This window comes from Achromobacter insolitus (genome assembly GCF_002209555.1).
Taxonomy (GTDB): Bacteria; Pseudomonadota; Gammaproteobacteria; order Burkholderiales; family Burkholderiaceae_B; genus Achromobacter; species Achromobacter insolitus.
Genome location: NZ_NJIF01000001.1, coordinates 32,064 through 58,695, shown reverse-complemented (window position 1 = coordinate 58,695; position 26,632 = coordinate 32,064). Strand labels below are relative to the sequence as shown.

Annotated in this window: 23 protein-coding genes; 18 read left to right on the top strand and 5 right to left on the bottom strand. The window is 65.9% G+C overall.

Going from position 1 to position 26,632, the window contains the following annotated elements:
* Positions 1–11 precede the first annotated feature (11 nt).
* The 4 genes from CEY08_RS00240 to CEY08_RS00225 are packed head-to-tail and all read left to right on the top strand — an operon-like array spanning position 12 to position 4,702.
* Positions 12–1,205 carry an amidohydrolase family protein gene (locus CEY08_RS00240; RefSeq protein WP_076812231.1) on the top strand — a complete coding sequence of 398 codons (1,194 nt, stop codon included), beginning with the start codon at positions 12–14 and terminating at the stop codon, positions 1,203–1,205.
* Positions 1,205–2,692, top strand: a complete 1,488-nt coding sequence (locus CEY08_RS00235) for an amidohydrolase family protein (protein ID WP_076812234.1) — start codon at positions 1,205–1,207, stop codon at positions 2,690–2,692. Before CEY08_RS00240 ends, CEY08_RS00235 begins: the two co-directional genes overlap by 1 nt.
* Positions 2,689–3,729 (top strand): ABC transporter ATP-binding protein, encoded by a 1,041-nt coding sequence (locus tag CEY08_RS00230; protein ID WP_084738514.1) that lies wholly within the window; start codon positions 2,689–2,691, stop codon positions 3,727–3,729. The genes CEY08_RS00235 and CEY08_RS00230 overlap by 4 nt, the downstream gene beginning before the upstream one ends.
* A complete protein-coding gene (locus CEY08_RS00225; RefSeq protein ID WP_076812237.1) occupies positions 3,719–4,702 on the top strand; it encodes an ABC transporter ATP-binding protein in 984 nt (327 codons plus the stop codon). The genes CEY08_RS00230 and CEY08_RS00225 overlap by 11 nt, the downstream gene beginning before the upstream one ends.
* Before the next feature lie 723 nt (positions 4,703–5,425).
* Here CEY08_RS00225 and CEY08_RS00220 read toward each other — a convergent pair.
* The 3 genes from CEY08_RS00220 to CEY08_RS00210 form a co-directional block, all read right to left on the bottom strand.
* Positions 5,426–6,703: a TRAP transporter large permease gene (locus CEY08_RS00220; RefSeq protein WP_076812239.1), complete on the bottom strand. Its 1,278-nt coding sequence runs from the start codon at positions 6,701–6,703 to the stop codon at positions 5,426–5,428.
* A gap of 35 nt (positions 6,704–6,738) precedes the next feature.
* On the bottom strand, positions 6,739–7,239 hold the full coding sequence (locus CEY08_RS00215; RefSeq protein ID WP_076812242.1) for a TRAP transporter small permease: 501 nt from the start codon (positions 7,237–7,239) through the stop codon (positions 6,739–6,741).
* Positions 7,240–7,341: 102 nt separating this feature from the next.
* The gene (locus tag CEY08_RS00210) at positions 7,342–8,316 is read right to left on the bottom strand and encodes a TRAP transporter substrate-binding protein (protein ID WP_076812245.1); all 975 of its coding nucleotides are present in this window, start codon (positions 8,314–8,316) and stop codon (positions 7,342–7,344) included.
* Positions 8,317–8,419: 103 nt separating this feature from the next.
* Between CEY08_RS00210 and CEY08_RS00205 the strand changes: the two genes are divergently transcribed.
* The 9 genes from CEY08_RS00205 to CEY08_RS00165 all read left to right on the top strand — a co-directional run bounded on the left by CEY08_RS00205 (position 8,420) and on the right by CEY08_RS00165 (position 17,292).
* On the top strand, positions 8,420–10,951 hold the full coding sequence (locus CEY08_RS00205; protein WP_063962288.1) for an ABC transporter permease: 2,532 nt from the start codon (positions 8,420–8,422) through the stop codon (positions 10,949–10,951).
* Positions 10,951–11,373 carry a group II truncated hemoglobin gene (locus CEY08_RS00200; RefSeq protein ID WP_042792721.1) on the top strand — a complete coding sequence of 141 codons (423 nt, stop codon included), beginning with the start codon at positions 10,951–10,953 and terminating at the stop codon, positions 11,371–11,373. Before CEY08_RS00205 ends, CEY08_RS00200 begins: the two co-directional genes overlap by 1 nt.
* The gene (locus CEY08_RS00195; RefSeq protein WP_063641600.1) at positions 11,363–12,100 is read left to right on the top strand and encodes a 3-deoxy-D-manno-octulosonic acid kinase; all 738 of its coding nucleotides are present in this window, start codon (positions 11,363–11,365) and stop codon (positions 12,098–12,100) included. Before CEY08_RS00200 ends, CEY08_RS00195 begins: the two co-directional genes overlap by 11 nt.
* A gap of 145 nt (positions 12,101–12,245) precedes the next feature.
* Positions 12,246–13,349 carry a polyamine ABC transporter substrate-binding protein gene (locus CEY08_RS00190; protein ID WP_042792723.1) on the top strand — a complete coding sequence of 368 codons (1,104 nt, stop codon included), beginning with the start codon at positions 12,246–12,248 and terminating at the stop codon, positions 13,347–13,349.
* 6 nt (positions 13,350–13,355) lie between these two features.
* The gene (locus CEY08_RS00185) at positions 13,356–14,483 is read left to right on the top strand and encodes an ABC transporter ATP-binding protein (RefSeq protein WP_042792724.1); all 1,128 of its coding nucleotides are present in this window, start codon (positions 13,356–13,358) and stop codon (positions 14,481–14,483) included.
* Positions 14,480–15,400, top strand: a complete 921-nt coding sequence (locus CEY08_RS00180; RefSeq protein WP_042792725.1) for an ABC transporter permease subunit — start codon at positions 14,480–14,482, stop codon at positions 15,398–15,400. Before CEY08_RS00185 ends, CEY08_RS00180 begins: the two co-directional genes overlap by 4 nt.
* Complete coding sequence (locus tag CEY08_RS00175) at positions 15,397–16,206, top strand: ABC transporter permease subunit (RefSeq protein WP_042792726.1); 810 nt, start codon at positions 15,397–15,399, stop codon at positions 16,204–16,206. The genes CEY08_RS00180 and CEY08_RS00175 overlap by 4 nt, the downstream gene beginning before the upstream one ends.
* On the top strand, positions 16,203–16,559 hold the full coding sequence (locus tag CEY08_RS00170) for an arsenate reductase (RefSeq protein ID WP_042792727.1): 357 nt from the start codon (positions 16,203–16,205) through the stop codon (positions 16,557–16,559). Before CEY08_RS00175 ends, CEY08_RS00170 begins: the two co-directional genes overlap by 4 nt.
* A gap of 46 nt (positions 16,560–16,605) precedes the next feature.
* Positions 16,606–17,292 carry a DNA-3-methyladenine glycosylase gene (locus tag CEY08_RS00165; protein WP_063962289.1) on the top strand — a complete coding sequence of 229 codons (687 nt, stop codon included), beginning with the start codon at positions 16,606–16,608 and terminating at the stop codon, positions 17,290–17,292.
* Positions 17,293–17,327: 35 nt separating this feature from the next.
* Here CEY08_RS00165 and CEY08_RS00160 read toward each other — a convergent pair whose 3' ends face one another.
* Entirely contained in the window at positions 17,328–18,026 is a 699-nt protein-coding gene (locus tag CEY08_RS00160; protein WP_088607550.1) for a PhoP regulatory network YrbL family protein, read from the bottom strand.
* 139 nt (positions 18,027–18,165) lie between these two features.
* Here CEY08_RS00160 and CEY08_RS00155 point away from each other — a divergent pair, with 139 nt between their 5' ends.
* The 5 genes from CEY08_RS00155 (at position 18,166) to phoU (ending at position 24,517) form a co-directional block, all read left to right on the top strand.
* Positions 18,166–19,542 (top strand): DNA recombination protein RmuC, encoded by a 1,377-nt coding sequence (locus CEY08_RS00155; protein ID WP_042792728.1) that lies wholly within the window; start codon positions 18,166–18,168, stop codon positions 19,540–19,542.
* A 119-nt stretch (positions 19,543–19,661) separates the two neighbouring features.
* Positions 19,662–21,191: an amidase gene (locus CEY08_RS00150; RefSeq protein WP_076812248.1), complete on the top strand. Its 1,530-nt coding sequence runs from the start codon at positions 19,662–19,664 to the stop codon at positions 21,189–21,191.
* Between the two features lie 60 nt (positions 21,192–21,251).
* Entirely contained in the window at positions 21,252–22,913 is a 1,662-nt protein-coding gene (locus CEY08_RS00145; RefSeq protein ID WP_076812252.1) for an isovaleryl-CoA dehydrogenase, read from the top strand.
* A 37-nt stretch (positions 22,914–22,950) separates the two neighbouring features.
* A complete protein-coding gene (rpiA, locus tag CEY08_RS00140) occupies positions 22,951–23,631 on the top strand; it encodes a ribose-5-phosphate isomerase RpiA (RefSeq protein WP_042792731.1) in 681 nt (226 codons plus the stop codon).
* Between the two features lie 169 nt (positions 23,632–23,800).
* Positions 23,801–24,517 carry a phosphate signaling complex protein PhoU gene (phoU, locus tag CEY08_RS00135; RefSeq protein ID WP_063641595.1) on the top strand — a complete coding sequence of 239 codons (717 nt, stop codon included), beginning with the start codon at positions 23,801–23,803 and terminating at the stop codon, positions 24,515–24,517.
* Positions 24,518–24,565: 48 nt separating this feature from the next.
* Here the strand turns inward: phoU and CEY08_RS00130 are convergent, their stop codons facing one another.
* Positions 24,566–26,515 carry a phosphocholine-specific phospholipase C gene (locus CEY08_RS00130; RefSeq protein WP_076812255.1) on the bottom strand — a complete coding sequence of 650 codons (1,950 nt, stop codon included), beginning with the start codon at positions 26,513–26,515 and terminating at the stop codon, positions 24,566–24,568.
* Positions 26,516–26,632: the final 117 nt, after the last annotated feature.

Below are 26,632 nucleotides of genomic sequence, written 5' to 3'. Positions count from 1 at the left end.
AGAGTAGAACCATGGAAAACGCAACGCTGTATACCCAAGTCCGCCCCGCAGGCGGCGAGATTACCTCGGTGCTGGTGCGCGACGGCCGCATCCAGGCGCTGGGCGGACCGGTCCCCGCCGGGGTGGAAGTCGTGGACGGGGAGGGCGCCCTGATGCTGCCGGGCCTGATCGATGCCCACGCGCATCTGGACAAGACCATGTACGGCATGCCCTGGTACCGCAACGAGGTCGGCCCGCGCCTGATCGACAAGATCGAGAACGAGCGCGCCGAAAAAAAGCGCCTGGGCATCGATCCGTACCGCCAATCGGCCCGACAGCTGGTGATGTCGATCGGCGACGGCACCAGCCACATCCGCAGCCATGTGGACGTGGACACGGACATCGGGCTGGGCGCGATCGAAGGCGTGATGCGCGCGCGTGAACAGTATCGCGACCAGATCGACGTGGAAATCGTGGCGTTCCCGCAGAGCGGACTGCTGATCCGTCCGGGCACGCTGGAACTGATGGACGAGGCCCTGCGCATGGGCGCGGAAGTCGTGGGCGGATTGGATCCGGCCGGCATGGACCGTGATCCCAAGGGGCATCTGGACGCCATTTTCGGCCTGGCCGAAAAGCATGGCAAACCCATCGACATCCATTTGCACGAGGCCGGCGAGCTGGGTGCGTTTTCGATGCAGATGACCATAGACCGCGTGCTGGCGCTGGGCATGCAGGGCAAGGTGACGCTGTCGCATTCCTTCTGTCTGGGCATGCCGGACACGCAGGCGGTACAGGCCCTCACGGAAGGCTTGCTGAAGGCCGGCGTGCACATCATGACCACGGGCTCGGCCTCGCGGCCAGTGCCGAACGTGGCGCGGCTGCACGCGGCCGGTGTGACGGTCTGCACGGGCAATGACGGCATGCGCGATACCTGGGGGCCGTACGGCAAGCCGGACATGCTGGAACGCACCATGCTGGTGGGCTTGCGCAATAACTTCCGCCGCGATGACGAACTGGAACTGGCGCTGCATGTGGCCACCTACGGCAATGCGCAGGTGATGGGCCTGTCCGATTACGGCCTCGCGCCGGGCTGCCGCGCCGATTTCGTGCTGGTGGATGCCGAGACGGTGGCGCAAGCCATCGTCTCGCGTCCCGTGCGCAAGCTGGTCGTCAAGAGCGGGCGCGTGGTCGCGCGTGGCGGACGCGCCCTGGCGGAGGCGCCGTAATGAGCGCGCTACAGGGGCCCATCCTGCTCACCGCCCGCTGGGTGGTAGGCCACGAGAACGGCCGCCATTGCCTGTACGAGAACGGCGAGGTGGTATTCGAAGGCGACCGCATCCTGTACGTGGGCCACCGTTATCCCGGCCAGGTCGCCCAGCGCCGCGATTATGGGCGGGCGCTGATCGGCCCGGGGTTCGTGGACCTGGATGCGCTGTCGGACCTGGATACGACCATCCTGGGTTTCGACAACTCGCCCGCCTGGAGGAAGGGCCGTATCTGGCCCGAGACCTATATGAAGCAGGGGCCGTACGAGATGTACTCCGCGGCCGAGCTGGCATTCCAGAAGCGCTACGCTTTTGCCCAGTTGATCAGGAACGGCATTACCACGGCGCTGCCGATTGCTTCGCTGTTCTACCGAGTATGGGGCGAGACCCGCGATGAGTTCCTGTCAGCGGCCCATGCAGCCGGCGAACTGGGTCTGCGCGTCTATCTGGGTCCGGCCTACCGTAGCGGCCATACCTATGTAGACGCCGATGGCAAGATCCGTTGCCACTACGATGAAGCCCGTGGCATGGCGGGGCTGGCCGACGCCCTGGCTTTCTGCGACGAAGTGGAGGGCCGGCACAATGGCCGCGTGCGCGGCATGCTGTCGCCGGACCGCATCGAAACCTGCACGCCGGCGCTGTTGCGCGCTTCCGCGACGGCGGCGCGCGAACGGAACCTGCCGATCCGGCTGCACTGCTGTCAGTCGCGCCTGGAGTACGACCTGGTGCTGGAGCAGCACGGCATGAGCCCGCCGGAGTGGCTGCAAAGCCTGGATTTCCTGTCCGAGCGCGCCCTGCTGCCGCACGGCACTTATGTGTCGGGCACACGCCATATCGACCGGCCGGGGCGCGACGTGGAGATCATCCGCGATTCGGGTGCGAGCATCGTGCATTGCCCCCTGGTGTCGGGACGGCACGGCGCTACGCTGGAATCGTTTGCGCGTTACCGCAGGATGGGCGTGAATATCGGCATGGGCACGGACACCTGGCCGCCCGACATGGTGCTGAACATGCAGGTGGGAATGATGCTGTGCCGTGTGACCGAAGGTTCGACCGAGGCGGTGCGCTCAGAGGACTACTACGACGCGGCCACGGTGGGCGGCGCCGATGCGCTCGGGCGGCCGGACCTGGGGCGGCTGGCCGTGGGCGCCAAGGCCGACATCGTGGTCTTCGATTTTTCGCATGACCGCAACGGCCAACTGGTAGACCCGATACAGACGCTGATGGTGAGCGGCAGCGGGCGCGACGTGTCGCAGGTGGTCATCGATGGCCGTTTCGTCATGGTGGATGGCCATATCCCCGGTTTTGACGCGCGCCTGGCGCAAGAGCAGGCGCAGATGCAGTTCGACGGACTGGTGGGCCGCTACCCGGACCGCACCTGGGGCCATCCTCCGGTCGAACAGATTTTTTCCTCCAGCTATCCGCGTCCGGCAAGGAGTCCGTCATGATGGCAATCGTCCCAAGCACCGCGCAGCCGCCAGCCGCGGCCAACACCAGCGCCGGCCCGACCTTGTCGGTGCGCGGACTGTCGGTCGAGTTTCCTACTCGCCACGGCGTTCTGGTCGCGACGCGCGACATCAGTTTCGACATTCACCCGGGAGAGATCCTGGGCATGGTCGGTGAGTCCGGCGCGGGAAAATCGCTGACCGGCATGGCGGTGATCGGCCTGCTGGAACCGCCAGGCCGGCTGGGGGGCGGCGAGATCCGCCTGGCGGGCAGGCGCATCGACGATCTGCCGCCCAAGGCGCGCCAGCGCTTGCGCGGCAAGGAGATCGGCGCGATCTTCCAGGATCCGCTGACCAGCCTGCATCCGCTATTCACGGTGGGAGACCAACTGGTCGAGACGATCCGCCACCATGACAAGGTCACGGCGCAGGCCGCGCGCCAGCGGGCGCTGGAGCTGCTGCTTGCGGTGGGCATCCCCGCGGCCGACAAGCGCATCGATCACTACCCGCACCAGTTTTCCGGCGGCATGCGCCAGCGCGTGGTGATCGCGCTGGCCTTGGCGGCCCGGCCTGCGCTCATCATCGCGGACGAACCGACCACGGCGCTGGACGTGTCTGTGCAGGCGCAGATCACGGCGCTGTTGCGCCGCCTGTGCCGAGAGCAGGGCACGTCGGTGCTGCTGGTGACGCACGACATGGGGGTAATCGCCGAGACCGCCGACCGCGTGGCGGTGATGTACGCGGGCCGCATCGTCGAGATCGGGCCGGTGCTGGACGTTTTGCGTCGCCCGGGCCATCCCTACACGCAGGGCCTGATGAACGCGATTCCCGGCCTGCGCCAGCGTGCTGCCCGGCTGAACCAGATCGACGGCGCCATGCCGCGCCTGCACGCCATGCCCGACGGCTGTGCTTTCCACCCGCGTTGCGCCATGGCGGGTCCGCGCTGCGGCCAGCAGCGCCCGCCGCTGGCGGCGTCCCCGACCGGGGCTACCGTCAGCGCCTGCTGGCTGCATCAAGGAGGAGTCGCCCATGCCGCATAACGATGATGTGCTGTTGCGGGCCGAAGACCTGGCCTGCTGGTTCGACGTGTCGCCGCCCTGGTTGGAACGCACCTTGTCGCGGCAGCCCGAGCAGACGCTGAAGGCGGTGGACGGGGTGTCGCTATCCGTGCCGCGAGGCACGACGCTGAGCATCGTGGGCGAATCGGGCTGCGGCAAGTCGACGCTGGCGAAGTTGCTGGTGGGACTGGTGGCGCCGACGCGCGGAACGTTGCGGTACGGGCGCAACCGCAAGGGCGGAGTGCTGCATCCGCAGATGATCTTCCAGGATCCGTATGCCAGCCTGAATCCGCGCTGGCGGGTGGGCAATATCGTGGCCGAACCGATCACGACGCTGGGCTTGCGGGCCACGCCAACCGAGACGCGGCGTCGCGTCGACGAGCTGCTGGAGCTGGTGGGCCTGTCCGCCAGCGACGCCGGTCGCTTTCCGCACGAGTTCTCTGGCGGCCAGCGCCAGCGGATTTCGATCGCGCGGGCGCTGGCCACCGAGGCGGAATTCCTGGTGTGCGACGAACCGACCTCGGCGCTGGACGTGTCGGTGCAGGCGCAGATCCTGAACTTGATGGGGGATCTGCAGAAGGAGTTCGGGCTGACTTATGTGTTCATCAGCCACAACCTGTCGGTGGTGCGGCACGTGTCGGACAGCGTGGCGGTGATGTACCTGGGGCGGATCGTGGAACAGGCGCCTGCCGATCAGTTGTTCGATTCGCCACAGCATCCGTATACGCGGATGCTGCTGGATACGATTCCGGACCTGGACGATCCGCGGCGGGATCGGGAGCCGATGGGGGGAGAGGTTCCCAATCCTATTTCGCCGCCGTCGGGGTGTACGTTTCATCCCCGGTGTGCGATGGCGCGGGAGCAGTGCAAGCTGGAGGCGCCGGCGGTTGCCAGCGTTGGCGGACGTCAGCTGCGGTGTCATGCGGTGACTTGGGATGTGGTTCAGGCCGCATGAGTCTATGGCTGGGCGGCGTTGGTTCTTAAGACGCCAGCCGCGCCGTGGGCCTGGGGCGAGCGGTGTCCTTGGCATTTTTTTCACGAGCGGCGTAGTGGAGGCGGGTCTTGCGGGGCCCGCCCCATGCCGGCCGCCCGGGCGGCCTCTTGGGGCTTACGCGGTGTCTTGCGATTTGCGATGACGCTGCGCGCTGTTGGTGGCTGATCTCAAGCGCCAAGACACAGTCAGCGAACATCGTTATTTCAACTCCGCCGCCGGATGGGTGGCGCGCGCGAACGGATCTCGATGCGTAAACGGCTGCTCGCCGCGCGCCACCCATCACCGCCCACACCCCAGATGCCGGTGCCATTAGCAAGCAGTTCCTCGCATTCGCGCAAGCGCGGATAGCCACGACGACCACCACCACGTATGCTGCTTGCGGCCGCCCGCGCGGCCGCAAGCAGCGGGCAACGCAAGAATCGCCACTAACCACGGGTCCAGCAGCGCAACAGGCCAAGAATTCGGTAGTTCGCCGGCGCGGGCGCCTAAGGGGCGAGCAACCTCGATGCGCCCGAGGGAATCGGAAGGAACCGCCGTAGGCGGTGACGACGATGACGACGGGGAAGTCCGGAGCGAACGCTCCGGACCGCAATCGTGGGCGCTCGCCCTTCAGGCGCCCGCGCCGGCGAGCGGCCTACGAAGAAGCTCTGACGCCCGCCACTACAACAGAACCTGCAAACAGACCTACTTCGCGTAGACCAGATCCCGCAACCCCAGCGACAACCCCGGCCAATAAGTAATGATCACCAGGCAAACAATCACCACCGCCACAAACGGAATCAACGGTTTGATCAACCTCTCCAACGGCAGTTTCGCCACCGCGCAAGCCGCGAAAAGATTGACCCCGAACGGCGGCGTAATCATCCCGAGCGCCAGGTTCACCACCATGATGATTCCGAAGTGCACCGGCTCCACGCCGAACTTCAGCGCCACCGGCAGCAGCAAGGGCGCCAGCACGACGATGGACGCCGAGGTCTCGATGAACATGCCGATGATGAACAGCGCCGCATTCACGCCCATCAGGAAGGTGAACTTGGTGTCGAAGATCTGTGCCAGCCACACGCCCAGCGCGTCGGGAATGCCCGCGCGGTTGAGCAGGAAGCTGAAGATGCCGGCGTTGGCGATCACGAACATGATCACCGCCGTCGACACCACCGACTTGTGCAGCGTGTCGGAGAGCTGCTTGAAGCTCAATCGGCGGTAGATGAATTTGCCCACCACCACGGCATACATGACGGCCACCACCGAGGCTTCCGTCGGGGTGAAGACGCCGCCGTAGATGCCGCCCAGGATGATCACCGGCATCAGCAGCGCCAGCCACGCATTCTTGAAGGCAGGCCAGAGCGGCAGGCGGCCTTCGCCGTCGCGTTTGCCCAGGTTGTTGCGCTTGGCGTAGAGCCAGACATAGAACATCAGCGCCACGCCGATCAGGATGCCCGGCATGACCCCGGCGATGAAAAGTTCGCCGGTCGAGGTGTCGGTGGATACCGCGAACAGAATCATGGGGATGGAGGGAGGAATGATCACGCCCAATTCCGCCGCGCTGGCCTGCAGCGAGGCCGCGAAGGGCGCGGGATAGCCGTGCCGGATCATGGCGGGAATCAGGATCGCGCCGACCGCGAACGTGGTGGCGACGCTGGAGCCGGCCACAGCGGCGAAGATCATGCAGGTCAGGACGCAGGTGCAGGCCAGGCCGCCCTGGATGCCGCCCACCACGCTCTTGGCGAACTCCACCATGCGTTCGGAGATGCCGCCGGCTTCCATCAGGTTGCCGGCCAGGATGAAGAAGGGAATTGCGACCAGCGGGTACTTGTCCAGCGCCGCGAACAGTTGCTGGGCTACTACCACCCAGGGCAGGCCGGCGGCGCCGACTCCCGCCAGGCTGGCCAGACCGATCGACACGGCGACCGGCACGGACAGCCCGAAGAAAATCAGCATCGAGACAATCATTAATTGGGACATGGCGATATCTGCTGCTTATGTTCGATAGGGGCGGCTCAGCCTTGCGCGTCGTTGCGCACGGGCACGTCGTCTTCTTCGCCGGCGCACCAGCGGGCCAGCACGGCGATGGCGGCCAGGGTGGCGCCCACGGGGATGGCCAGGTAGATCCAGGAAATCGAGATGTCCAGGCTCGGCACGTTCTGGAAACGCACGCGATAGGTCATATTGCCGCCGATCCAGGCCAGAAAGCCCAGGAATCCGGCGCAGATCAGGCCGATGATGGCTTCGAGCACTCGGCGGCGCGTGCCGCCCAGCATGTTGCGCAGCAGTTCCACGCTGATCATGGCGCCGTGGCGGAAGGCCAGGGCCACGCCCAGCAGCACGGTCCAGATCAGGAGGGCGCGGGTCAGCACCTCGCTCCAGTCGGCGGGTGAGTGCAGCACGAAACGCGCGATGACTTGGTAGAAGGCGGCGGCCGCGGCGGCGACCAGCAGCAATTGGGCAAAGACCGAGACCACTTTGAACAGGCAGCGGTCGAAGGCGCTGAGCAAACGCATGATGAATCCCGTTGGCGTTGTACGCAAAGGATGGGAACGAAAGCGGCGGGACCGGAATCCCGCCGCCAGGAGCGATCCGCCCCGGGTTGGGGCGAGCCCTGCTTACTTGGTGTCGCGGATCGCGTCGATCAGCTTCTTGTCGAACTTTTTGTAGTACTCGGGGTAGGCCGGCTCGACCGCGGCGGCAAAGGCGGCACGGTCCACCTCGGTCACCTGCATGCCTTCCTTCTTGAGCTGCTCGACGCCAGTCTTTTCGATGTTGTCGACGTAAGCGCGCATGGCCTGGGCGGATTCCTTGCCGGCCTTGTCGAAATTGGCCTTGTCGGCGGCCGACAGGCCGTCATACACGTTGGCCGACATCAGCACCAGGGCCGGGCCATAGACGTGGCCGGTCAGCGACAGGTACTTCTGCATTTGCGACAGCTTGGCCGAAGTGATCACCGACAGCGGGTTTTCCTGGCCGTCGATGGTGCCTTGTTGCAGGGCGGTGGCCACTTCAGGCCATGCCATGGGCGTGGGCAGGATACCGATCTGGCGGAAGGCCGTGATGTGGATCGGGTTTTCCGTCGTGCGGATTTTCAGACCCTTGGCGTCGGCCGGCGTCTTGACCGGGCGGACGTTGTTGGTCAGGTGGCGGAAGCCCTGTTCGCCCCAGGCCAGGGCGATGATGCCGCGGCTGGGGAACTTTGCCAGCATATCTTGTCCGATCTTGCTGTCCAGCACATTGCGGGCGTGGGGCAGGTCGCGCAGCAGGAAGGGAATGTCGAAGACCCCGGTCTCGGGCACGAAGTTCAGGGTGGCGCCGGTCGACACGATGGCCAGATCGATGGTGCCGATCTGCAGGCCTTCGATCACTTCGCGCTCGCCGCCCAGAGCGCTGTTGGCAAATTGCTGTACCTTGTACTTGCCGCCGGTGGAGGCTTCAATGGATTTGGCCAGCGCGTCGGCGCCCGCGCCGTAGTGCGACGACGTGGACAGCGCATAGGCCATCTTCAAGGTGTTCTGTGCCGCGGCGGGCAGGGCGGTTGTGGCCGTGCAGGCGGCCAGAATCGTGGCGGCAAGCCAGGATTTACGCATCGTCTTCTCCAGGTTTTGAGTATCTTTATGGGTGGCTTTGCCTCCCGCCCCGGGATGATATCGGGATTCGGCCCCGATCTAGGCCGTTGGTTAACATTGTGGAATGATGGATTTCCCTGATACGTCAAGGGCCAGGCGCCCAGGTTTTTGGTCCACCTTGCGCCAGGGCGCCAGGATGATGATGCGCGACGCCCGTGCCGGGGAACTGCGGCTGCTGGTGCTGGCGCTGGTCGTGGCAGTGGCCGCGGTGACCAGCGTGGGCTTCCTGGCGGACCGGGTTGGCCGGGCGCTGGAGCGCGACGCCGGACAGATGCTGGGCGCCGACCTGGTGCTGGATGCTGATGAACCGGTGCCCGCGGCCTTCATGGATCAGGCCCGCGAACGCGGCCTGACCGTCTCCAGTACATGGCAATTTCCGTCCATGGTGGGGGCTGGCGACGGCGCCCAATTGGCCGCGCTGAAGGCCGTGGAGCCAGGTTATCCGCTGCGCGGCGCCCTGCGCGTGGCCAGCGCGCCCTTCGAGCCCGATGCCGCGACACGCGACATCCCGCCCGAGGGCGCGGTCTGGGTAGACGGCCAATTGCTGTCCCTGTTGAACCTCAAGGTGGGCGACACGCTGAACGTCGGCGACGCCCATCTGCGGGTGGATCGCGTCATCACCTATGAGCCTGACCGCGGCATGCAGTTCGTCAACGTGGCCCCGAGGGTGCTGTTGCGTGCCAGCGACCTGCCCGCGACCGGCCTGATCGCGCCGGGCAGCCGCATTGGCTATGCCATGCTGGTTGCCGGCCAACCCGATGCCGTGGCCGGTTACTCGACTTGGCTCAAGCAGAACCTGAAGCGAGGCCAGAAGGTCGCCACCCTGGAATCCGGCCGCCCGGAAGTGCGCCGCACGCTGGACCGGGCGCAGCGCTTCCTGTCGCTGGTTGCGCTGTTGGCGGTGCTGATATCCGCCGTGGCGGTGGCCCTGGCGGCCGGCCGTTACATGACGCGCCATCGTGATGGCATTGCCGTCATGCGCTGCCTGGGCGCGGTGCAGTCGCAGGTTTCGCGCATGCTGACCCTGGAATTCACCCTGGTCGGGCTGTTTTCATCGGCGGCCGGCTGCCTGCTGGGCTATGCGGTGCACCAGGTGCTGGTGATATTGCTGGGGTCGTTGATTGACACCAGCTTGCCCGCGCCATCGGCCATTCCGGCCCTGCAGGGGCTGCTGACCGGCCTGCTGCTTTTGCTGGGCTTTGCCTTGCCGGCGCTGGCTCAACTGCGCCACGTGCCGCCTGCCCGCGTGCTGCGGCGCGACGCCGACACGCTGAGCGCGCGTAGCGCCCTGGGCTATACCCTGGGCGCCGCGGGGTTCGCCCTGCTGATCTGGTGGTTTGCCGGTGACGCGAAGTTGGGCGGAGTGGTGGCGGGGGGCTTTCTCGGGGCCTTTGCCGTGTTCGCGTTGGTGGCGTGGCTCTGCATCCTGGGTCTGGCGCGCGTGCGCCGGCTGGCTGCCGGCCTGCCGGCGCTGCGCTTTGCCTTGGCCGGCGTGGTGCGTCGGCGTGCCGCCACCATCACCCAGGTCTGCGCGCTGGCGGTAGGCTTGATGGCGCTGCTGTTGCTGACCATGACGCGTACCGACCTGATCCAGGGCTGGCAGCGGACCCTGCCGCCGGATGCGCCCAACCGATTCCTGATCAATGTGCAGCCCGACCAGCGTCAGGCCGTGACGGACGCGCTCACCCGCGAAGGCCTGGGGCGCATCACGCTGGCGCCGATGGTGCGGGGCCGGCTTATCGCCATCAACGGCAAGCCCGTCGGGCCGGATGATTACGAGGAGCCCCGCGCCAAGCGGCTGGTGGACCGCGAGTTCAACCTGTCCTATGGCGACGAATTGCCTTCCTCCAACCGGATCGAGCAGGGCCGCTGGCTGGAGCCGGGTTCGGCCGAAGTGTCGCTGGAGTCCGGCCTGGCCAAGACGCTGGGCATCTCGCTGGGCGACAAGATGACTTTCGACGTGGCGGGCCAGCAGGTCGAAGTGGCCGTTTCAGGTACGCGGCGGGTCGATTGGGATACGATGCGCGTCAATTTTTTCGCCATCCTGACCCCCGCCTCGCTGGCTGACATGCCCCAAAGCTGGATCACTTCCTTCTATCTGCCGCCCGACAAGGCCGCGGTGCTGCCCGCGCTGGTTCGCGAGTTCCCGAATCTGACGGTATTCGACGTAGGCGCCATCCTGCAGCAATTGCAGTCCGTGCTGAACGAGGTGGGCCGCGCGGTGCAATTGCTGTTCCTGTTCACGCTGGCGGCGGGCGTGCTGGTGCTGTCCGCGGCGCTGACCGCCACACGCGACGAACGCATGCGCGAAGCCGCCGTGCTGCGGGCGCTGGGCGCGACCCGTAGCCAGTTGGCGCGCTCCCAGCGTATCGAATTGTGGGCCGTGGGCGGCCTGGCTGGCCTGCTGGCGGCGGCCGGCGCCACTGCGATCGCTTGGGCTTTGTCAACCCAGGTATTTGATTTCACTATTACTCTTAGCCTTTGGCCGTGGCTGGCGGGTATCGGCGCGGGCATGCTGGGCGCCTGGGCCGGAGGCGCCCTGGCCCTGCGGGGCGTGTTGCGCACGCCGCCCCTGGTCACCCTACGAGAAACCTGATGCCGACGCGCGTCCATACGATTACCGAACCCGTGGAAAATTCCAGCAGCATTTTTGACCTACTTGGGGGCGAGCCTGGCGTGCGCGCCCTGGTGGACCGCTTCTATGACCTGATGGACATGGAGCCCGACCTGAAAGCGTTGCGCGCCGCCCATGGCCCCAGCCTGGACCAGGCACGCGACAAGCTGTTCTGGTTCCTGTGCGGTTATTTCGGCGGCCCGGACCACTATATAGAACGCTTCGGCCATCCGCGGCTGCGCGCCAGGCACCTGCCGTTCTCGATAGGCGAGGTCGAACGGGATCAATGGGTCACCTGCATTGGACGAGCCATGGAGGACCAGGGCATAGAACCTGCCCTGGTCGAACGCCTGCTGCAATCTTTCTACGGCGTGGCCGACTGGATGCGCAACCGTGAAGGCTGAAGGCGATTCCCGATCCGGCGAGCGGCGCCAGGCGTGGTCCGGCCCCTTGGGCGGAGCCATGCTCAGCGATCCCTCGCGGCTGGCCGAGGCCGGTCCGGAACTATTCAACCCCGCGCATTACGGCGATCGGGCCCGGCCCGTGGACGCCGGCGGGCGCCAGGCGGCCTGGTTCGTGCAGGGCGCGGGCTGGCAGGGCGTGCTGCGGCGCTACCGCCGAGGCGGGATGATCGCGCGCATCAGCCGCGATGCCTATCTCTGGAACGGCGAGGCCCGCACCCGCAGTTTCCGCGAGTACCGCCTGCTGGCCGCCATGCGTGCCCAGGGCCTGGCAGTGCCCGCTCCGCTGGCCGCCGCCTATTGGCGGCAGGGCCCGATCTATCGCGCCGCCATCGTGGTCGAGCGCATTCCCGGCGTGCGGCCCCTGGCCCAGACGCTGGCCGAACCGGTCTGGCAGGCGGCTGCCGAGGCCATCGTGCGCATGCACAGGGCCGGCGTATGGCATGCCGATCTCAACGCCTTCAACATCCTGGTGGGTAGCGACGGCCGCGTCTGGCTGATCGATTTCGACCGCGGCACGCAGGGCTCCCTGTCCGAGCGGCAGCGGCTATCCAACCTGGAGCGCCTGCGCCGGTCATTGCGCAAGGTGGCCGGGGAAGAGGGCGAGCGCTTCTGGCTGCGGCTGCGCGACAGCTACTGGACGGCCTGGGGCGTTGGAATCCAGCCCTGATTCGCGCGAGGGCGGCAGTTTGCCGCCCGGGGGCCCAATTCGCGCCAATTACCCCGCAAAGTTGGGCAGGTCATCGCTAAAAAGCTTTATCATTTCGCCTTTTGGTACTCCTGTCACATACGGCATAACGCAAAGGGGGCTGGTGATGAAATTACGGGCGGGTATGCGCTGGGCGCTTGGAGCGATGCTGGTCACGGCGGCCTCCTCGGCGGCAATGGCGCAGAACAAAGTCGTCAACGTCTACAACTGGGCCGAATACACGGCCCCGGACACGATTCCCGGTTTTGAAAAGGAAACCGGCATCAAGGTCCGTTATGACGTTTACGACAGCAACGACACCCTCCAGGCCAAGCTGCTGGCCGGCAAGTCGGGTTATGACGTCGTTGTCCCGTCCACGCATTACGCCTCGCGCCAGATCGAAGCCGGCCTGTTCCAGAAGCTGGACAAGTCCAAGATTCCGAACTGGAAGTACCTGGATCCTGAAATCATGGCGCTGGTCGCCTCCGTCGATCCGGGCAACGAGCACGCCATTCCCTGGGGCTACGGCACCAACGGCCTGGGCTACAACGTCACCAAGGTCAAGCAGATCATGGGCGACGGCGTGGACCTGGCCAGCTGGGACATGATCTTCAAGCCCGAGAACGCCGCCAAGCTGAAGGAATGCGGCATTTCCATGCTGGACGAAGCCGCGCAGGTGTTCCCGGCCGTGCTGAAGTACCTGGGCAAGGATCCCAACAGCACCAACGCGGACGACTACAAGGCCGCGCTGGACGTGCTGATGAAGATCCGCCCGTATATCCGCCAGTTCAGCTCGTCGGGCTATATCGACGAGTTGGCCGTTGGCGACCTGTGCATGGTCTACGGCTTTTCCGGCGACGTCATGATCGCCCGCAAGCGCGCCCAGGACGCCAAGAAGTCCTATGAAGTGAACTACTTCATTCCGAAGGGCGGCGCGCCTGCGTGGTTCGACCTGATGGTCATCCCCAAGGATGCTCCGCATCCCGAAGAGGCGCTGGCCTTCATCAATTACATCGAAACGCCCAAGGTGCACGCGGCCATCACCAACACCATGTTCTACCCCAACGCCAACAAAGAGGCGCGGCAGTATGTGGTGAAGGACGTGGCCGACAATCCCATGATCTACCCGCCGGCGGAGGTCTCCAAGACCTTGTACGTGATCAAGGCGCTGCCCTTGAACATCCAACGCCTGCAAAACCGGATGTGGTCCGAGCTGAAGTCTGGAAGATAAGTCATCATGAGCGATAGCCGTTACTCGGCGCAGCATTCGGCCGATCCGGACGAGTTCGTCCGGATTTCCGATGTCGTAAAGATCTTCGGCGATGTGGTCGCCGTCCGTTCCGTCAATCTCGCGGTCAAGCGCAACGAGATCTTCGCCCTGCTCGGCAGTTCCGGCAGCGGCAAGTCCACGCTGCTGCGCATGCTGGCGGGCTTCGAGGAAGCCACGTCGGGCCAGATTTTCCTGGACGGCGAGGACATCACCCATGTGCCGCCGTACCGGCGACCCGTGAACATGATGTTCCAGTCCTACGCGCTATTCCCGCACATGACGGTGGAGGCCAATGTGGCTTTCGGCCTGAAGCAGGAAGGCGTGGACCGGGCCGAAATCCATGACCGCGTGTTCGAGGCCCTGGATCTTGTCCAGATGGCCGGCTATTCGCGCCGCAAGCCCAACCAGCTGTCGGGCGGGCAGCAGCAGCGCGTGGCGCTGGCGCGCAGCCTGGTCAAGCGGCCCAAGCTGCTGCTGCTGGACGAACCCATGTCCGCGCTGGACAAGCAGATTCGCCAGAAGACCCAGATCGAGCTCGTGAAGATCCTCGAGCAGGTCGGCGTGACCTGCATCATGGTCACGCACGATCAGGAAGAAGCCATGACCATGGCGCACCGCCTGGCCGTCATGACCGAAGGCCAGATCGTCCAATGCGGCACACCGCAGGACGTCTATGCCTTCCCGAATTCCCGTTTCGTGGCCAGCTTCATCGGGTCGACCAATATGTTCACCGGGACCATTGTGGTCGATGAGCCCGACCACGTCGCCATCGAATGCGGCGAACTGACCCGTCCGCTCTTCGTCAACCACGGTGTGAGCGAACCGCTGGGCATGGAAGTGCACGTCTCCATCCGTCCGGAACGGCTGGTCGTGTCGCGCGAGCAGCCTGACGCCGAATACAACTGGGCCCACGGCATGGTCAGCCACATGGCGTGGATGGGCAGCTATGCGCTCTACCAGATCCGCCTGGATTCCGGCAAGACGGTGGAGGCCAGCGTGCCCAGCCAATTGCTTGTCCAGATGGATGCGCCTGGCATTGACGAAGAAATCTTCGTCAGCTGGGACGCCGACAGCGCGACGGTGCTGGCGTCATGATCCGCATTTCGCCCCGCGACTGGTTGCCGTCGGGCCGGGCGCTGGCGGTGGTGCCGCCATTCGCCTGGCTGGTGTTGTTCCTGCTGGTGCCGTTCCTGCTGGTCCTGAAGATCAGCTTTGCCGAGCTTAAATTCGGCATTCCGCCGTACACGTCGCTGGCGGAGTTCAAGGACGAGGCGGTGCAGTTCAGCCTGCATCTGCGCGGCTACATCCTGCTGTTCACGGACAGCCTGTACTTCGCCACCTATCTGAATTCGGTGAAGATTGCCGCCGTCACCACGCTGTGCTGCGTGCTGATCGGCTACCCAATTGCCTACTACATTGCGCGCTCGTCGCCTTCGGTGCGCAACCTTTTGCTGCTGGGCGTGATCCTGCCGTTCTGGACTTCGCTGCTGCTGCGCGTGTACGCCTGGGTCGGTATCCTGCGCAACGATGGGTTGCTCAACAACCTGCTGCAGGGCCTGGGCATTATCTCCAGTCCGCTGGAAATCTACCGCACGGACATAGCGGTCTACATCGGCATGGTGTATGCCTACCTGCCGTTCTTCATCCTGCCGCTGTACGCCACGCTGGTGAAGATGGACCTGCGCCTGCTCGAAGCCGCCTACGACCTGGGCGCCAAGCCCTGGCAGGCGTTCTGGCAGATCACCGTGCCGTTGTCGCGCCAGGGCGTGATCGCGGGCGCCATGCTGGTGTTCATCCCGGCCGTGGGCGAATACGTGATCCCGGAAATGCTGGGCGGCGCCAATACGCTCATGATGGGCCGCGTCATGTGGAATGAATTCTTCAACAACGCCGACTGGCCCATGGCGTCGGCCGTGACCTGCGTGATGGTGCTGTTGTTGCTGGTGCCGCTGGTGGTCTTCCAGTACAACCAGGTCAAGCAGCAGGAGCAGGCGAACGGAGGCCGCAAATGAACGGTCCCAACAAGACTTTGCGCGCCGTGGTGCTGGGGCTGGGGTACTTCTTCCTGTACGTGCCCATCATCAGCCTGATGGTGTTCTCGTTCAACGAATCGCCCACCGTCACGTCCTGGACCGGTTTTTCGTTCCGTTGGTATCACTCGCTGTTCAACGACGACGCGCTGTTGCGCGCGGCCTGGCTCTCGTTCCGCATCGCCGCCATGACCGCCACCGCAGCGGTCATCATTGGCACCTGGGCCGGCTACGTGCTGGGCCGCATGGGACGCTTTCGCGGTTTTGCGCTGTACGTGGGCATGCTCAGCGCGCCCCTGGTCATTCCCGAAGTGGTGCTGGGCATTTCCTTGCTGCTGATGTTCGTGGAACTGCGCGGCAGCCTGGGGTGGCCCGCGGAAAACGGCATCTTCACGATCTGGGTGGGCCACGTAACCCTGTGCATGGCCTTTGTGGCGGTCGTCATCCAGACTCGCATCCGCGACCTGGACCGTTCGCTGGAAGAGGCCGCCCTGGACCTGGGCGCCACGCCCATGACCGTTTTTTTCAAGATCACGCTGCCGCTGATCGCGCCGGCGCTGGCTTCGGCCTGGCTGTTGTCCTTCACTTTGTCGCTGGACGATGTGGTGCTGGCGTCATTCCTGTCCGGCCCCAGCTCCAGCACGCTCCCGATGGAAGTCTTTTCGCGGGTGCGCCTGGGCCTCAAGCCCGAGATCAACGCATTGGCGACCCTCTTCATTCTGGCGGTTGGAACCTGCGTGATCCTGGCCAATCGCATGCAATGGCGCAAGGAGTCTGAACCCAAATGAAGCAAACCACCCTGTACGGCCTGACGAAGTGCAGCACCTGCGTCAAGGCGCGCGATTGGCTGACCGCGCATGGCGTCGATCACGCGTTCGTGGACTACCGTGATAATCCAGTGCCCGCCGCCACCCTGAAATCCTGGGCGGACCAGGTTGGCGGATGGGAAAAGCTGGTCAACCGTACGTCCATGACCTGGCGCAACCTGCCCGAAGAGCGCAAGACCGCGCACACCGATGCCCAATGGAGCCAGCTGATTGCCGAATACCCGGCGCTGGTGCGCCGTCCGGTCACGGTGACGCCCGATGGCGAGGTGAGCGTTGGCTTCAGCGAAAAACGCTACGGCGAACGCTTCGCCTGAGGCCCAGCCTCGGCGGGACCGCGCGCAAGACCCCACCGGCCGGGCCTTGCCCGACGCCTTCTTCGACCGCGACGCCGCGCAGCTGGCGCGCGAATTGCCGGGAAAGGTCATACGGCATCGCGTCGGTGACCTGTGGCTGTCCGCCCGCATCATCGAGACCGAGGCGTATTACCTGGAAGAGAAGGGCAGCCATGCGTCATTGGGCTACACCCACAAGCGGCGCGCCCTGTTCATGGACGGCGGCACGGTCTACATGTATTACGCCCGCGGCGGGGATTCGCTGAACTTCAGCGCCGCAGGGCCCGGCAACGCCGTACTGATCAAATCCGCCTATCCCTGGACCGACGGGGTCTCCGGCCCGCAGGCGCTGGCCCGCATGCTGGAATTGAACCCCGATGCGCAGGGGCGGCCCAGGCCCGTTTCAGGCCTGTGCGCCGGCCAGACCCTGCTGTGCCGGGCGCTGGGCTTGAAAGTGCCGGATTGGGACGCGCGCCGTTTCGATCCGCAAGCGCTGTATGTGGAAGATGTGGGCCAATCGCCCGAGGCACTTATCTGCACCACGCGGCTTGGCATCCCCCCGGGACGGGACGAACACCTGCACTACCGCTATGTGGATCCGGCCTACGCTGCCTTCTGCACGCGCAATCCCTTGCGCCGCGGGCAGCGGGCCGGCCATGACTATGTGTGGGTGGACCGCCAGGGCGTCGTGCTGCCGGAAGCGCCGGGGCTATAGGCGCCTTGGTGGCGCCCTCGCTTCGAAGGAGCGTTTCAGAAGCCGCCCGTGGCGATGCGCTCGGCCAGGGCGGCGCGCATGCGCGTGTACTTGCGATGAATGCGGCGGCTGTTCAGGCGCTTGCTCCAGGCATATAGCGGTATCAGAGGCAGCCCGCCGAAACCGTCGATCAGGTACAGGCCCTGTTTGCCATCGGCGTTCAGGCCGCAGGCGATATTGCTGGCGGAGACGTCATGCAGCACCACGTGGGCATCGGCCAGGTCCAGGAAGAATTCATCCAGCTGGGCGCTGAGGGCGTCGTCCAGCTTGCCCTGCTTGGCCAGGTCCGTGACCGTGGGCGCGAGGTTGCCGTCCGCGTCGCAGATTTTCTCGACCACCAGGCCCAGGCCGAGGGTGGTCTGCGCGACCCCGAGGATGCGCGCCATCGGCACTTGCCACACGCCTGACGGGCGGGTCGTCGTGGTGACGTATTCCGAAATCTCCGTCAGGTAGACGCGGTAGGCGCTTTCACGCTGGTACTGCTTATACCAGCGCTTGAACGGCCGTGCTTCCAGATAGATCGCGCGGGCGCGCATATCCATGACCTTGACGAGCAAGGATGGCATGTTGGGGTGTTGGAAGATATGCCTGTCGTGGCCAGAGGCGAGCGGCGTGGCGGCGTTCAGGTCCAGCGGGCCAAATATGGACTGGAATGACGCCGCGGGGATACAGGGGAAGGGGTCTGCAGGATTCAAGGGCGGAGGAACCTGTTTGGATATATCAGAGTTTAATCCCTTGTTCCAGGTAACTAGTCTGACAATGCAGGCTTCTGAAGGGATGCGCTGCGGCAGACGTGGCCCGGGTCCTACAATCCTGGCTTTGGAGACGTATCTTTTGAACGACATTCATCTGCTTTGGATCGCCGCGGGCGGCGCTGTGCTGGCATTTTTGGCTGCCTTGCTGGCCTGGTTGCGCCGGCCGGCGCCGGATGCGCGGCTCGACGCGCTGCTGGAGAGCCTGGAACGCACCGAACGCGCGTTGCGGTCCGACATCGCGGAAGGGCAACGCGGCCTGCGCAGTGAATTCGCGGACTCGACACGCGCCTTGCGGGTGGAGCTGTCGCAGTCGCACGGGGACCTGCGCGCCGGGTTGTCGCGCGACGCGCAAGCCGCGCGAGCGGAATCGGCGGAATCCCTGGCGCGATTTGCCGCGGGCTTTTCCGAGCAGTTGCAGGGGCTGATACAGATCAACGAGCGGCGTCTGATGGAAGTGCGCTCCACGGTGGATCAGCGCCTGCAATCGTTGCAAACCGACAACAGCGCCAAGCTCGACGAAATGCGCCGTACCGTGGACGAAAAGCTCCACGCCACGCTGGAACAACGTCTGGGGGAATCCTTCAAGCTGGTGTCGGATCGCCTGGAGGCGGTGCACAAGGGGCTGGGGGAAATGCAGGCGCTGGCAGCCGGCGTGGGCGACCTGAAACGGGTGCTGACCAACGTGAAATCGCGCGGCACCTGGGGCGAAGTGCAACTGGCCAGGCTGATAGAAGACAACATGACGCCCGACCAGTACGCTAGCAATATCAAGCCCGTTCCCGGCAGCGACGCGGTAGTGGAATTCGCCATCCGGCTGCCGGGCCGTGGCGACGGCGGCGAGCCGGTCTGGCTGCCCATCGACGCCAAGTTCCCCAAGGAAGAATACGAACGCCTCATGGACGCGCAGGAAGCGGCCGACGCCGAGGGCGTGAGGAGCGCCGGCGCCGCATTGGGCCGTGCCGTGGAATTGCAGGCGCGCCTGATTGCCGGTAAGTACGTCGCTCCGCCGCACACCACGGACTTCGCCATCATGTTCCTGCCCACCGAAAGCCTGTATGCCGAAGTCCTGCGCCGGCCGGGCCTGCTGGACAAGCTGCACGACCTGCGCGTCAACGTGGCGGGCCCCAGCAACCTGGCTGCCTTGCTGAACAGCTTGCAGATGGGCTTTCGCACGCTGGCGATCGAGCAGCGCTCTTCCGAAGTCTGGCAGGTGCTGCGCGCGGTCAAGACGGAATTCGGCAAGTTCGGCGAATCGCTGGCCAGCGTCAAGAAGACGCTGGACACCGCCAGCAACAAGATCGGGCAGACGGAAGTCCGAACCCGCGCCATGCTCAAGAATCTCAAGGCCGTCGAGGCGCTGCCCGACGCCGATGCCCGGCTCCTGCTGGGCGGCGCTGACGAGGCCGACGCGGAGGACGACGAGGAACAGGACGCCCCAGCCACCGGAGCGAACTGATACGGCTGCCGGGGCGTGGCAGTGCGCGGCACGAACCGTCTGAGCTTGTTGCCCGGTGCCGCACCCGATATCCTGGCGCATAGCGGCAATCCGCCGTCGACTCCTGGAGCATTGCAAGCATGAGCACCGCTGAACGCCATGATTCCTCTACCCTCGACGCGACGGCGCTGGGCGCCGACATCGCGCGCGGGGCCACCACTGCGCTTGCTGCGATGCAGCAGGCAGTGGACCGGGTGGCGGCCCGCAATCCCTCGATCAACGCGGCCTGCGGCCTGCAGCCGGAAATCGGCCTGCGCCTGGCGCAGTCGCTGGACGAAGAACTTGCCGGCTTGTCGCAGGAACAGCGTTTGGCGCGGTTGCAGGACCGCCCGTTCCTGGGCGTGCCCACCTTGCTCAAGGACCTGGGCACCGCCGCGTTGGGCTTGCCCAGCGGCATGGGCTCGGTACTGTATGGCCAAGTCGAATGGAATGTCGATTCCGAAATCGTCAAGCGCTATCGCCGTGCCGGCCTGATTCCGTTCGGCCGCAGCACCAGCGCCGAACTGGGCCTGAGCCCCACTACCGAATCCCCGGCCTACGGGCCGGCGACCCAGAATCCCTGGAAGGCAGGCCATAGCGCGGGCGGTTCCAGCGGCGGCGCGGGCGCGGCGCTGGCCAGCGGCATGGTGCGCATCGCGCACGGCAGCGACGGCGGTGGATCGATTCGCATCCCCTCGTCCTGCTGCGGGGTGCTCGGCCTGAAGCCCTCGCGCGGGCTGATGCCACTGGGCCCGCTGAAGGGCGAGGGCTGGGGCGGCCTCGCAACCGAGCACATGATGACCCTGTCGGTGCGCGACTGCGCCGCATCGCTGGATATCAGTGCCGGGGCCGATGTGGGCGCGCCCTATGCGGCGCCCGCCCAGCCCGTGGACTCCTACCGCGCCGTGGTCGCGCGCGTTGCCGCCGATCCGCAGTCCGCGGCGCGACGCCGCATCGCTTTCGTCAATACGACGTACGAAGGCGAGTCCATCCATCCCGAAGTCGCGGCCACGGTGGACGAAGCCGCGCGCTTTTTCGCCTCGCTGGGCCATGAGCTTGTGCCGGCCGCGCCGCCGGTCGGCTCCGAGGAGGTGCTGTCGCCCATGCTGCCGCTGATCGCTAGCGCAGCGGCCAATGCCATCGACGCCTTCGTGGCGGCCCGGGGCCGGCGTCTGGCGGCCGATGAATTGCAGCCGACTACGCTGGGCGCGCGCGAGTACGCCCGTGCCATTTCCGGGGCGCAGTACGTGGCTTGCGTCGATACCTGCCATGAGATCACGCGCCGGGTCGGCCGCTTTCTGCATCGCGACGGCGCACAGGGTTACGACCTGTTCCTGAGCCCCGTGCTGGCGCTGCCGCCTGCGCCCATAGGCCGCTACGCCATGGACAACGCCGATTACCTGGCCTACCGTCTGGGCAAGAAGGGCGTCATTGGCTATTCGCCGTTTGCGCCTTTGGCCAACCTGACCGGCATGCCCGCCATTTCCATCCCCTTCGGCATGTCGTCCGACGGCCTGCCCATCGGCATACAAGTCATGGGGCCGTTGGGTACCGAGGCGCTGTTGTTGGAACTGGCGGTGCAGGTCGAAGCGCTGCGGCCCTGGGCCCTGGTGGCGCCGATGGCCAGGTAGGGAAGGGGCTGACTGCGCCGCGGGCAGGCGGCGCGCCTACGGATCGATCCAGGGGGGACCATGTCATCGTTCGTGACGCACACCGTATCCAACCAGGTGCCGCCCCTGGAAGACTATTCCCTGTACGAAACCGATCCTGCCTTGCGCGAGGCAGTGGCGCGCGAAGGCGCGCAAGCCTGGGCGGCGGACCTGGCGGCGCACGGCGCCTGGCTGGGCCGGGCGCAGACGCTGGAGGCCGGCGCGCAGGCCAACCGCTGCCCGCCGCGCCTGATCAGCTACGACCGCAGCGGCCATCGCGTCGACCGCGTCGAGTTCCACCCTTCATGGAATGCACTGATGGGCGGCATCATGGCGCGTGGCCTGCACAGCCGCGCCTGGGCGCAGTCCGAGCCGGGCGCGCAGGTGGCGCGGGCCGCCGCGTATGTCATGCAGGGCCAGGTGGAGGCGGGCACCTTGTGTCCGACCACCATGACCTTTGCCGCTGTGCCGCTGCTGCAACGCGAGCCGGCGGGTGCGGTGGACTTTGGCGGACAGTGGCTGAATGCCTTGTATTCGCGAGAGTTCGATGGCGCCGACGCGCCATTGGGCGCCAAGCGCTCGGCCCTGATAGGCATGGGGCTGACCGAAAAGCAGGGAGGCTCGGATCTGCGCGCGGTCACCACGCGCGCCACGCCGGTGGATGCTCCGGGCCGGGGACGCGCCTATCTGCTGGTGGGGCATAAATGGTTTTTCTCGGTACCGCAGGCGGACGCGCATCTGGTGCTGGCGCAGACCGATGAGGGGCTCAGCTGCTTTTTCGTGCCGCGCTGGATACCGGGCGGCCCGCGCAATGCCGTGCGCGTGCGCCGGCTTAAGGACAAACTCGGCAATTGCAGCAATGCCAGCGCCGAGGTCGAGTTCGAGGATGCCTGGGGCGTGATGGTGGGCGAGCCGGGCCGCGGTCTGACAGTGTTGCTGGAGATGGCCGCCACCACGCGGCTCGATTGCGTGCTGGGCAGCGCGGCGTTGTTGCGACAGGCGCTGGTGCAGTCCGCGCATCACGCCCGGCATCGGCACGCCTTCAGCAAGCCCTTGATCGAACAGCCGCTCATGCGCAACGTGTTGGCGGATCTGGCGCTCGAGAGCGAGGCCGCCATGGCCTTGGGTTTGCGGCTGGCACGCGCCGTGGACGAACGCGCCGATGACGGGGCGCGCGCCCTGGTTCGCGTGGGCACCCCAGCGGCCAAGCTGTGGGTCTGCAAGCGTGCCATCGCCGCGGTGGCCGAGTGCATGGAAGTCTGGGGCGGCAATGGTTACGTAGAGGAAGGCCCCATGCCCAGGCTGTACCGCGAAACACCGGTTAATTCCATATGGGAAGGATCGGGCAACGTGATGGCGCTGGATGTGCTGCGGGCTTTGCAGCGTGAAGCGGGCGCCTTGCCCGCCCTGGAACGCGAACTTGCGCGGGCGACGGGTCAGTACCAGGACTTCGACGACGCGCTGGCGCGCTGGCGGACGCTGCTGGCCGACGGCGCCCAGGCCGAGTTCCAGGCACGCCGCATCGCTGGCGGCCTGGCCCGACTTTGGCAGGCCGCCTTGCTGATCGAGCATGCGCCCGGGGCGGTGGCGCAGGCATTCGTCGCCAGTCGCCTGGGCGCCTGCGGCGGCGTGTTCGGCGAATTGGCGGGCGGCACGGACGCGCAGGCCATCCTTGCGCGGGCGTGGCCTGCCGCCGCATGCTAAATTTCCCCGCTGGACAAACCTTCCCGCATTTTTCGCCATGCTTTCCCAGCAAGAACTCAAGCAGCAAGCCGCCGACGCGGCCCTGGAATTCGTTGAACAAGTCGCCGGTCCGGACGCCATCATTGGCGTGGGCACGGGATCCACGGCGGATCTTTTCATCGATGGCCTGGCCCGTTTCAAGGGCCGGATCGGCGGCACGGTGGCCAGTTCCGAGCGCAGCGCCGCCCGGCTCGCCGCGCATGGGCTGAAGGTGCTGGACCTGAACGACATCACGACCATGCCCATCTACGTGGATGGCGCGGACGAGATCGACGGCAACCTGCACATGATCAAGGGCGGCGGCGGCGCGCTGACGCGCGAGAAGATCGTGGCCTCGGTGGCCGAACGTTTCATTTGCATCGCCGACGAGTCCAAGCTGGTGCAGACCATGGGCAAGTTCCCTCTGCCCGTGGAAGTCATCCCCATGGCTCGCGAGTCCGTGGCGCGCGCCCTGGCGGCGCTGGGCGGGCAGCCGCGGTTGCGCGAGGGATTCGTCACCGATAACGGCAACGTCATCCTGGACGTTTCCGGCCTGTCCATCACGGATGCGCCGGGCCTGGAAGCCCGGGTCAACAACCTGGCTGGCGTGGTGACCTGCGGCCTGTTCGCTATCGCCGGCGCCGACGTGGCCCTGCTCGCCACGCAGAACGGCATCCGCCGCCTGGATCGCCGCGCCTGAGTCCCGCTCCGCCTCCGGCATGACCCCGGCCGCCTCGTCTTGTAGGGGGGCGGGGTCCGCATTCATAATCCTGTCACACTTGGGTCATAACCTTGCGGGTTGTGCAGGCCCATCTCGTAATATCTTTTTTCAGGGCAATGCAATGAGATCAACCACGCAGGGAGCCCGGATGTCGGAGCATACAAACAAGCAGTTCGATGCGGATCTGGAAAGTGTCCGTTCGCAGTTCCTGCAAATGGGCGGCTTGGTGGAAGCCATGATCCAGGAAGCCATCGACGCGCTCGCCAGCGGAGACATTTCCCTGGTCGAGAAGGTCCGTGAGCGGGAAAAGGAAGTCAACCGCCACGAAGTCGAAATCGACGAGAGCATCAGCCGCATCCTGGCCCGCCACCAGCCCACCGCCATCGACCTGCGCATGCTGATGGCCGTGTCCAAGATGCTGACCGACATGGAGCGTTCCGGCGATGAGGCTGAAAAAGTCGCCACCGTCGCTCGCCGCATCCACGAGGCCGAACTGCGCCATATTCCTGTGATCGAACTGCGCCACATGGCCGCCAATGTGCGCACCATGCTGCATCAGGCGCTGGACGCGTTCGCCCGGCTGGACCCCATCCTGGCCGCCGCCGTTGTGCGTAGCGACAAGGAAGTGGACAAGGAATGGAAGGGGGCGCTGCGCCACCTGATCACCTACATGATCGAAGATCCGCGCACCATTTCGCGCGCCATCGACATGATCTTCATTGCGCGCGCGTTGGAACGCATCGGCGACCATGCCAAGAACATGTCCGAGCGCGTGATCTACATGGTCAAGGGTGCCGACGTACGTCACACTGGCGTGAAGAACACCGAGCGCCTGGCGCGCGGCGAAGAAGAGTCGGAAGAGTAAACGCCTGTAGCCGGAAGGCCGGCAACTTTGCCGGCCGGGCTTGCGGCGTCAGTCCAGGGGTAGCCCGGCGCCGGCCTCCAGGCGCGGGTCCGGCAAACCGGGCTTGCTTGCGTCGATGCGGCCCGCCAGCCTGCGGCCGAACGCTGGCATCGCGGGCGCGCTGATTTCCACGTCATACCATCCTTGGCAACCACCATAGGCAAGGTCCAGCGTGCCGTCCGCCTGCACGTGCGCCATGGCGCACCAACCGTCGCCCATGCGCGACTCCAATTTCACCGGCTGCGGTTCCTCGCCGCGATTGATCAGGCGCACAAGCACGCCCGCAGCGGCCGGTACGAGCTGGGCTTCCAGCATCCCGGCATCGCGAGCATCGCCGCGAAACTGCCGGTGCAGGCCGTCCGGGCCCAGCAGCCATAAATCATAGGCGCCGCCGCCGTGCAGGCGCCAGCCGTCGTCCAGCCGCGACCCGACGCCCACGGTGTAGCGGCGCGGGGCATGCTCCAGCGCGTGACGGTCATAGACATGCAACACCGCGCCGGCAGCGCCCTGGTTGCGCAGGGTCAGCCGGTAATGGCCGCCATCCGCCGCCATTCTGCCCTGGACATCCAAGGCATACGGCAAGGCGCAGGCCCGGCGCTGCTTGCCGTCGCCCGGGTTGCGCGCCAAGGCAAAATCGAAGGCCGAGGTGAGGTCGCCGGCGACTTCGCGCCGCCAGGCGCTGATGTTGGGTTCGAGCACGCCGAAGCGCGCTTCCAGGAAACGGATTACCGACGTATGGTCGAACACCTGCGAATTAACCCAGCCGCCGCGGCTCCAGGGCGATACCACCAGCATGGGCACGCGGGGTCCCAGGCCGAACCCACGGCCATGCAGGCTCGCCGGGTCGTCCGGCGTGTTGGCGCTGGGGCCGCGACGGGCGTCGTGGTATTCACCGTCCAGTTCGACCGTGGACAGGCCGCCGGATTGGCCGTCCGCCGTCCGGGCGGGCGGCGCTGGGGGCGGCATGTGATCGAAGAAGCAGTCGTTCTCGTCATAGGTCACGAAGAACACGCAGCGGCTCCAGACCTCGGGATTGCGCGTCAGGATGTCCAGCACGCGTTCGGTATAAGCGCCGCCCCGTGCAGGGGAAGAGACCTCGGGATGCTCGGAGTCGGCCGTGGGCGCGATGATCCACGAGACTTGCGGCAGCGTGCCACTGGCGACGTCGCGGGCCAGATCGTCGAGCGTATGCGTGGACAGCGCGCGGTCGCGCAAGGGCGCGTCGGCATTGCCGCCCACGTGCTGCCGGCGGTACTGCCGAAATCCGGCCAGCGGGTTGTCGTGGTAGTTATCCGCCATGTCCTGATAGATGCGCCAGTCCACGCCCGCGCCATGCAGGCGTTCAGGGTAGGTGGTCCAGGCGTAGCCCTCTCCGGCGGGCCCCAGGCGGTCAAACGTGTTGACCAAGGCCGGGCCGCCGGCCAGGCCTTGCGGGTCATTGGTGCCGGTCCACAGGAACAGGCGGTTGGGATTGGTGCCGGCGTGGATCGAGCAGTGATAGGCGTCGCACAAGGTAAACGCATTTGCCAGCGCGGTCTGGAACGGTATTTCCGCACCCCGGTAGGCGCCCATGCCGAGCCGGCTCTTGGCGGGCAGCCATTGGTCCATGCGGCCGTCGTTCCAGGCTCGCTGCGCGTCGTCCCAGGTGTGCGGCGTGATGTAGCCGACCTGCGCATCGCTGGCGTACTCGGCCTGCAAGGCATAGGGACGGGTCCGTGCCGCGCCATCCACCTGCGTCAACACATCGCCCGCCAGCGTGGGCGCGGGATGCGGATCCGCGAAGCCGCGCACGCCGGGCAATGTACCGAAATAATGATCGAAAGACCGGTTTTCCTGCATCAGGATCACCACGTGCTGCACGTCCTGCAGCGTGCCTGTGCGGCGGTCGGGCGCGATGCCAAGCGCGCGTTCGATGGGGGAGGAGGCGGCGGTGGAGGGCGGGCGCGATTCTTGTTTCATGACAGCGATGATACGACCAGCAATGCTCGAATCTTAATGCCGCGCCGGCGGGGCGCTGGAGGCGGAAACGAACAGCCCCTCGCAAGCGAGGGGCCCGATCAGGCCGGCAGCCGTTCG

What these genes read in the sequence shown, in the direction of transcription:
- CEY08_RS00240 (WP_076812231.1), top strand. Translation starts at nt 12, where the DNA reads ATGGAAAACGCAACGCTGTATACCCAAGTCCGCCCCGCAGGCGGCGAG.
- CEY08_RS00210 (WP_076812245.1), bottom strand. Translation starts at nt 8,316, where the DNA reads ATGCGTAAATCCTGGCTTGCCGCCACGATTCTGGCCGCCTGCACGGCC.
- CEY08_RS00190 (WP_042792723.1), top strand. Translation starts at nt 12,246, where the DNA reads ATGAAATTACGGGCGGGTATGCGCTGGGCGCTTGGAGCGATGCTGGTC.
- CEY08_RS00175 (WP_042792726.1), top strand. Translation starts at nt 15,397, where the DNA reads ATGAACGGTCCCAACAAGACTTTGCGCGCCGTGGTGCTGGGGCTGGGG.
- rpiA (WP_042792731.1), top strand. Translation starts at nt 22,951, where the DNA reads ATGCTTTCCCAGCAAGAACTCAAGCAGCAAGCCGCCGACGCGGCCCTG.
- CEY08_RS00200 (WP_042792721.1), top strand. Translation starts at nt 10,951, where the DNA reads ATGCCGACGCGCGTCCATACGATTACCGAACCCGTGGAAAATTCCAGC.
- CEY08_RS00225 (WP_076812237.1), top strand. Translation starts at nt 3,719, where the DNA reads ATGCCGCATAACGATGATGTGCTGTTGCGGGCCGAAGACCTGGCCTGC.
- CEY08_RS00145 (WP_076812252.1), top strand. Translation starts at nt 21,252, where the DNA reads ATGTCATCGTTCGTGACGCACACCGTATCCAACCAGGTGCCGCCCCTG.
- CEY08_RS00230 (WP_084738514.1), top strand. Translation starts at nt 2,689, where the DNA reads ATGATGGCAATCGTCCCAAGCACCGCGCAGCCGCCAGCCGCGGCCAAC.
- CEY08_RS00180 (WP_042792725.1), top strand. Translation starts at nt 14,480, where the DNA reads ATGATCCGCATTTCGCCCCGCGACTGGTTGCCGTCGGGCCGGGCGCTG.
- phoU (WP_063641595.1), top strand. Translation starts at nt 23,801, where the DNA reads ATGTCGGAGCATACAAACAAGCAGTTCGATGCGGATCTGGAAAGTGTC.
- CEY08_RS00150 (WP_076812248.1), top strand. Translation starts at nt 19,662, where the DNA reads ATGAGCACCGCTGAACGCCATGATTCCTCTACCCTCGACGCGACGGCG.
- CEY08_RS00130 (WP_076812255.1), bottom strand. Translation starts at nt 26,515, where the DNA reads ATGAAACAAGAATCGCGCCCGCCCTCCACCGCCGCCTCCTCCCCCATC.
- CEY08_RS00215 (WP_076812242.1), bottom strand. Translation starts at nt 7,239, where the DNA reads ATGCGTTTGCTCAGCGCCTTCGACCGCTGCCTGTTCAAAGTGGTCTCG.
- CEY08_RS00170 (WP_042792727.1), top strand. Translation starts at nt 16,203, where the DNA reads ATGAAGCAAACCACCCTGTACGGCCTGACGAAGTGCAGCACCTGCGTC.
- CEY08_RS00185 (WP_042792724.1), top strand. Translation starts at nt 13,356, where the DNA reads ATGAGCGATAGCCGTTACTCGGCGCAGCATTCGGCCGATCCGGACGAG.
- CEY08_RS00205 (WP_063962288.1), top strand. Translation starts at nt 8,420, where the DNA reads ATGATGGATTTCCCTGATACGTCAAGGGCCAGGCGCCCAGGTTTTTGG.
- CEY08_RS00220 (WP_076812239.1), bottom strand. Translation starts at nt 6,703, where the DNA reads ATGTCCCAATTAATGATTGTCTCGATGCTGATTTTCTTCGGGCTGTCC.
- CEY08_RS00235 (WP_076812234.1), top strand. Translation starts at nt 1,205, where the DNA reads ATGAGCGCGCTACAGGGGCCCATCCTGCTCACCGCCCGCTGGGTGGTA.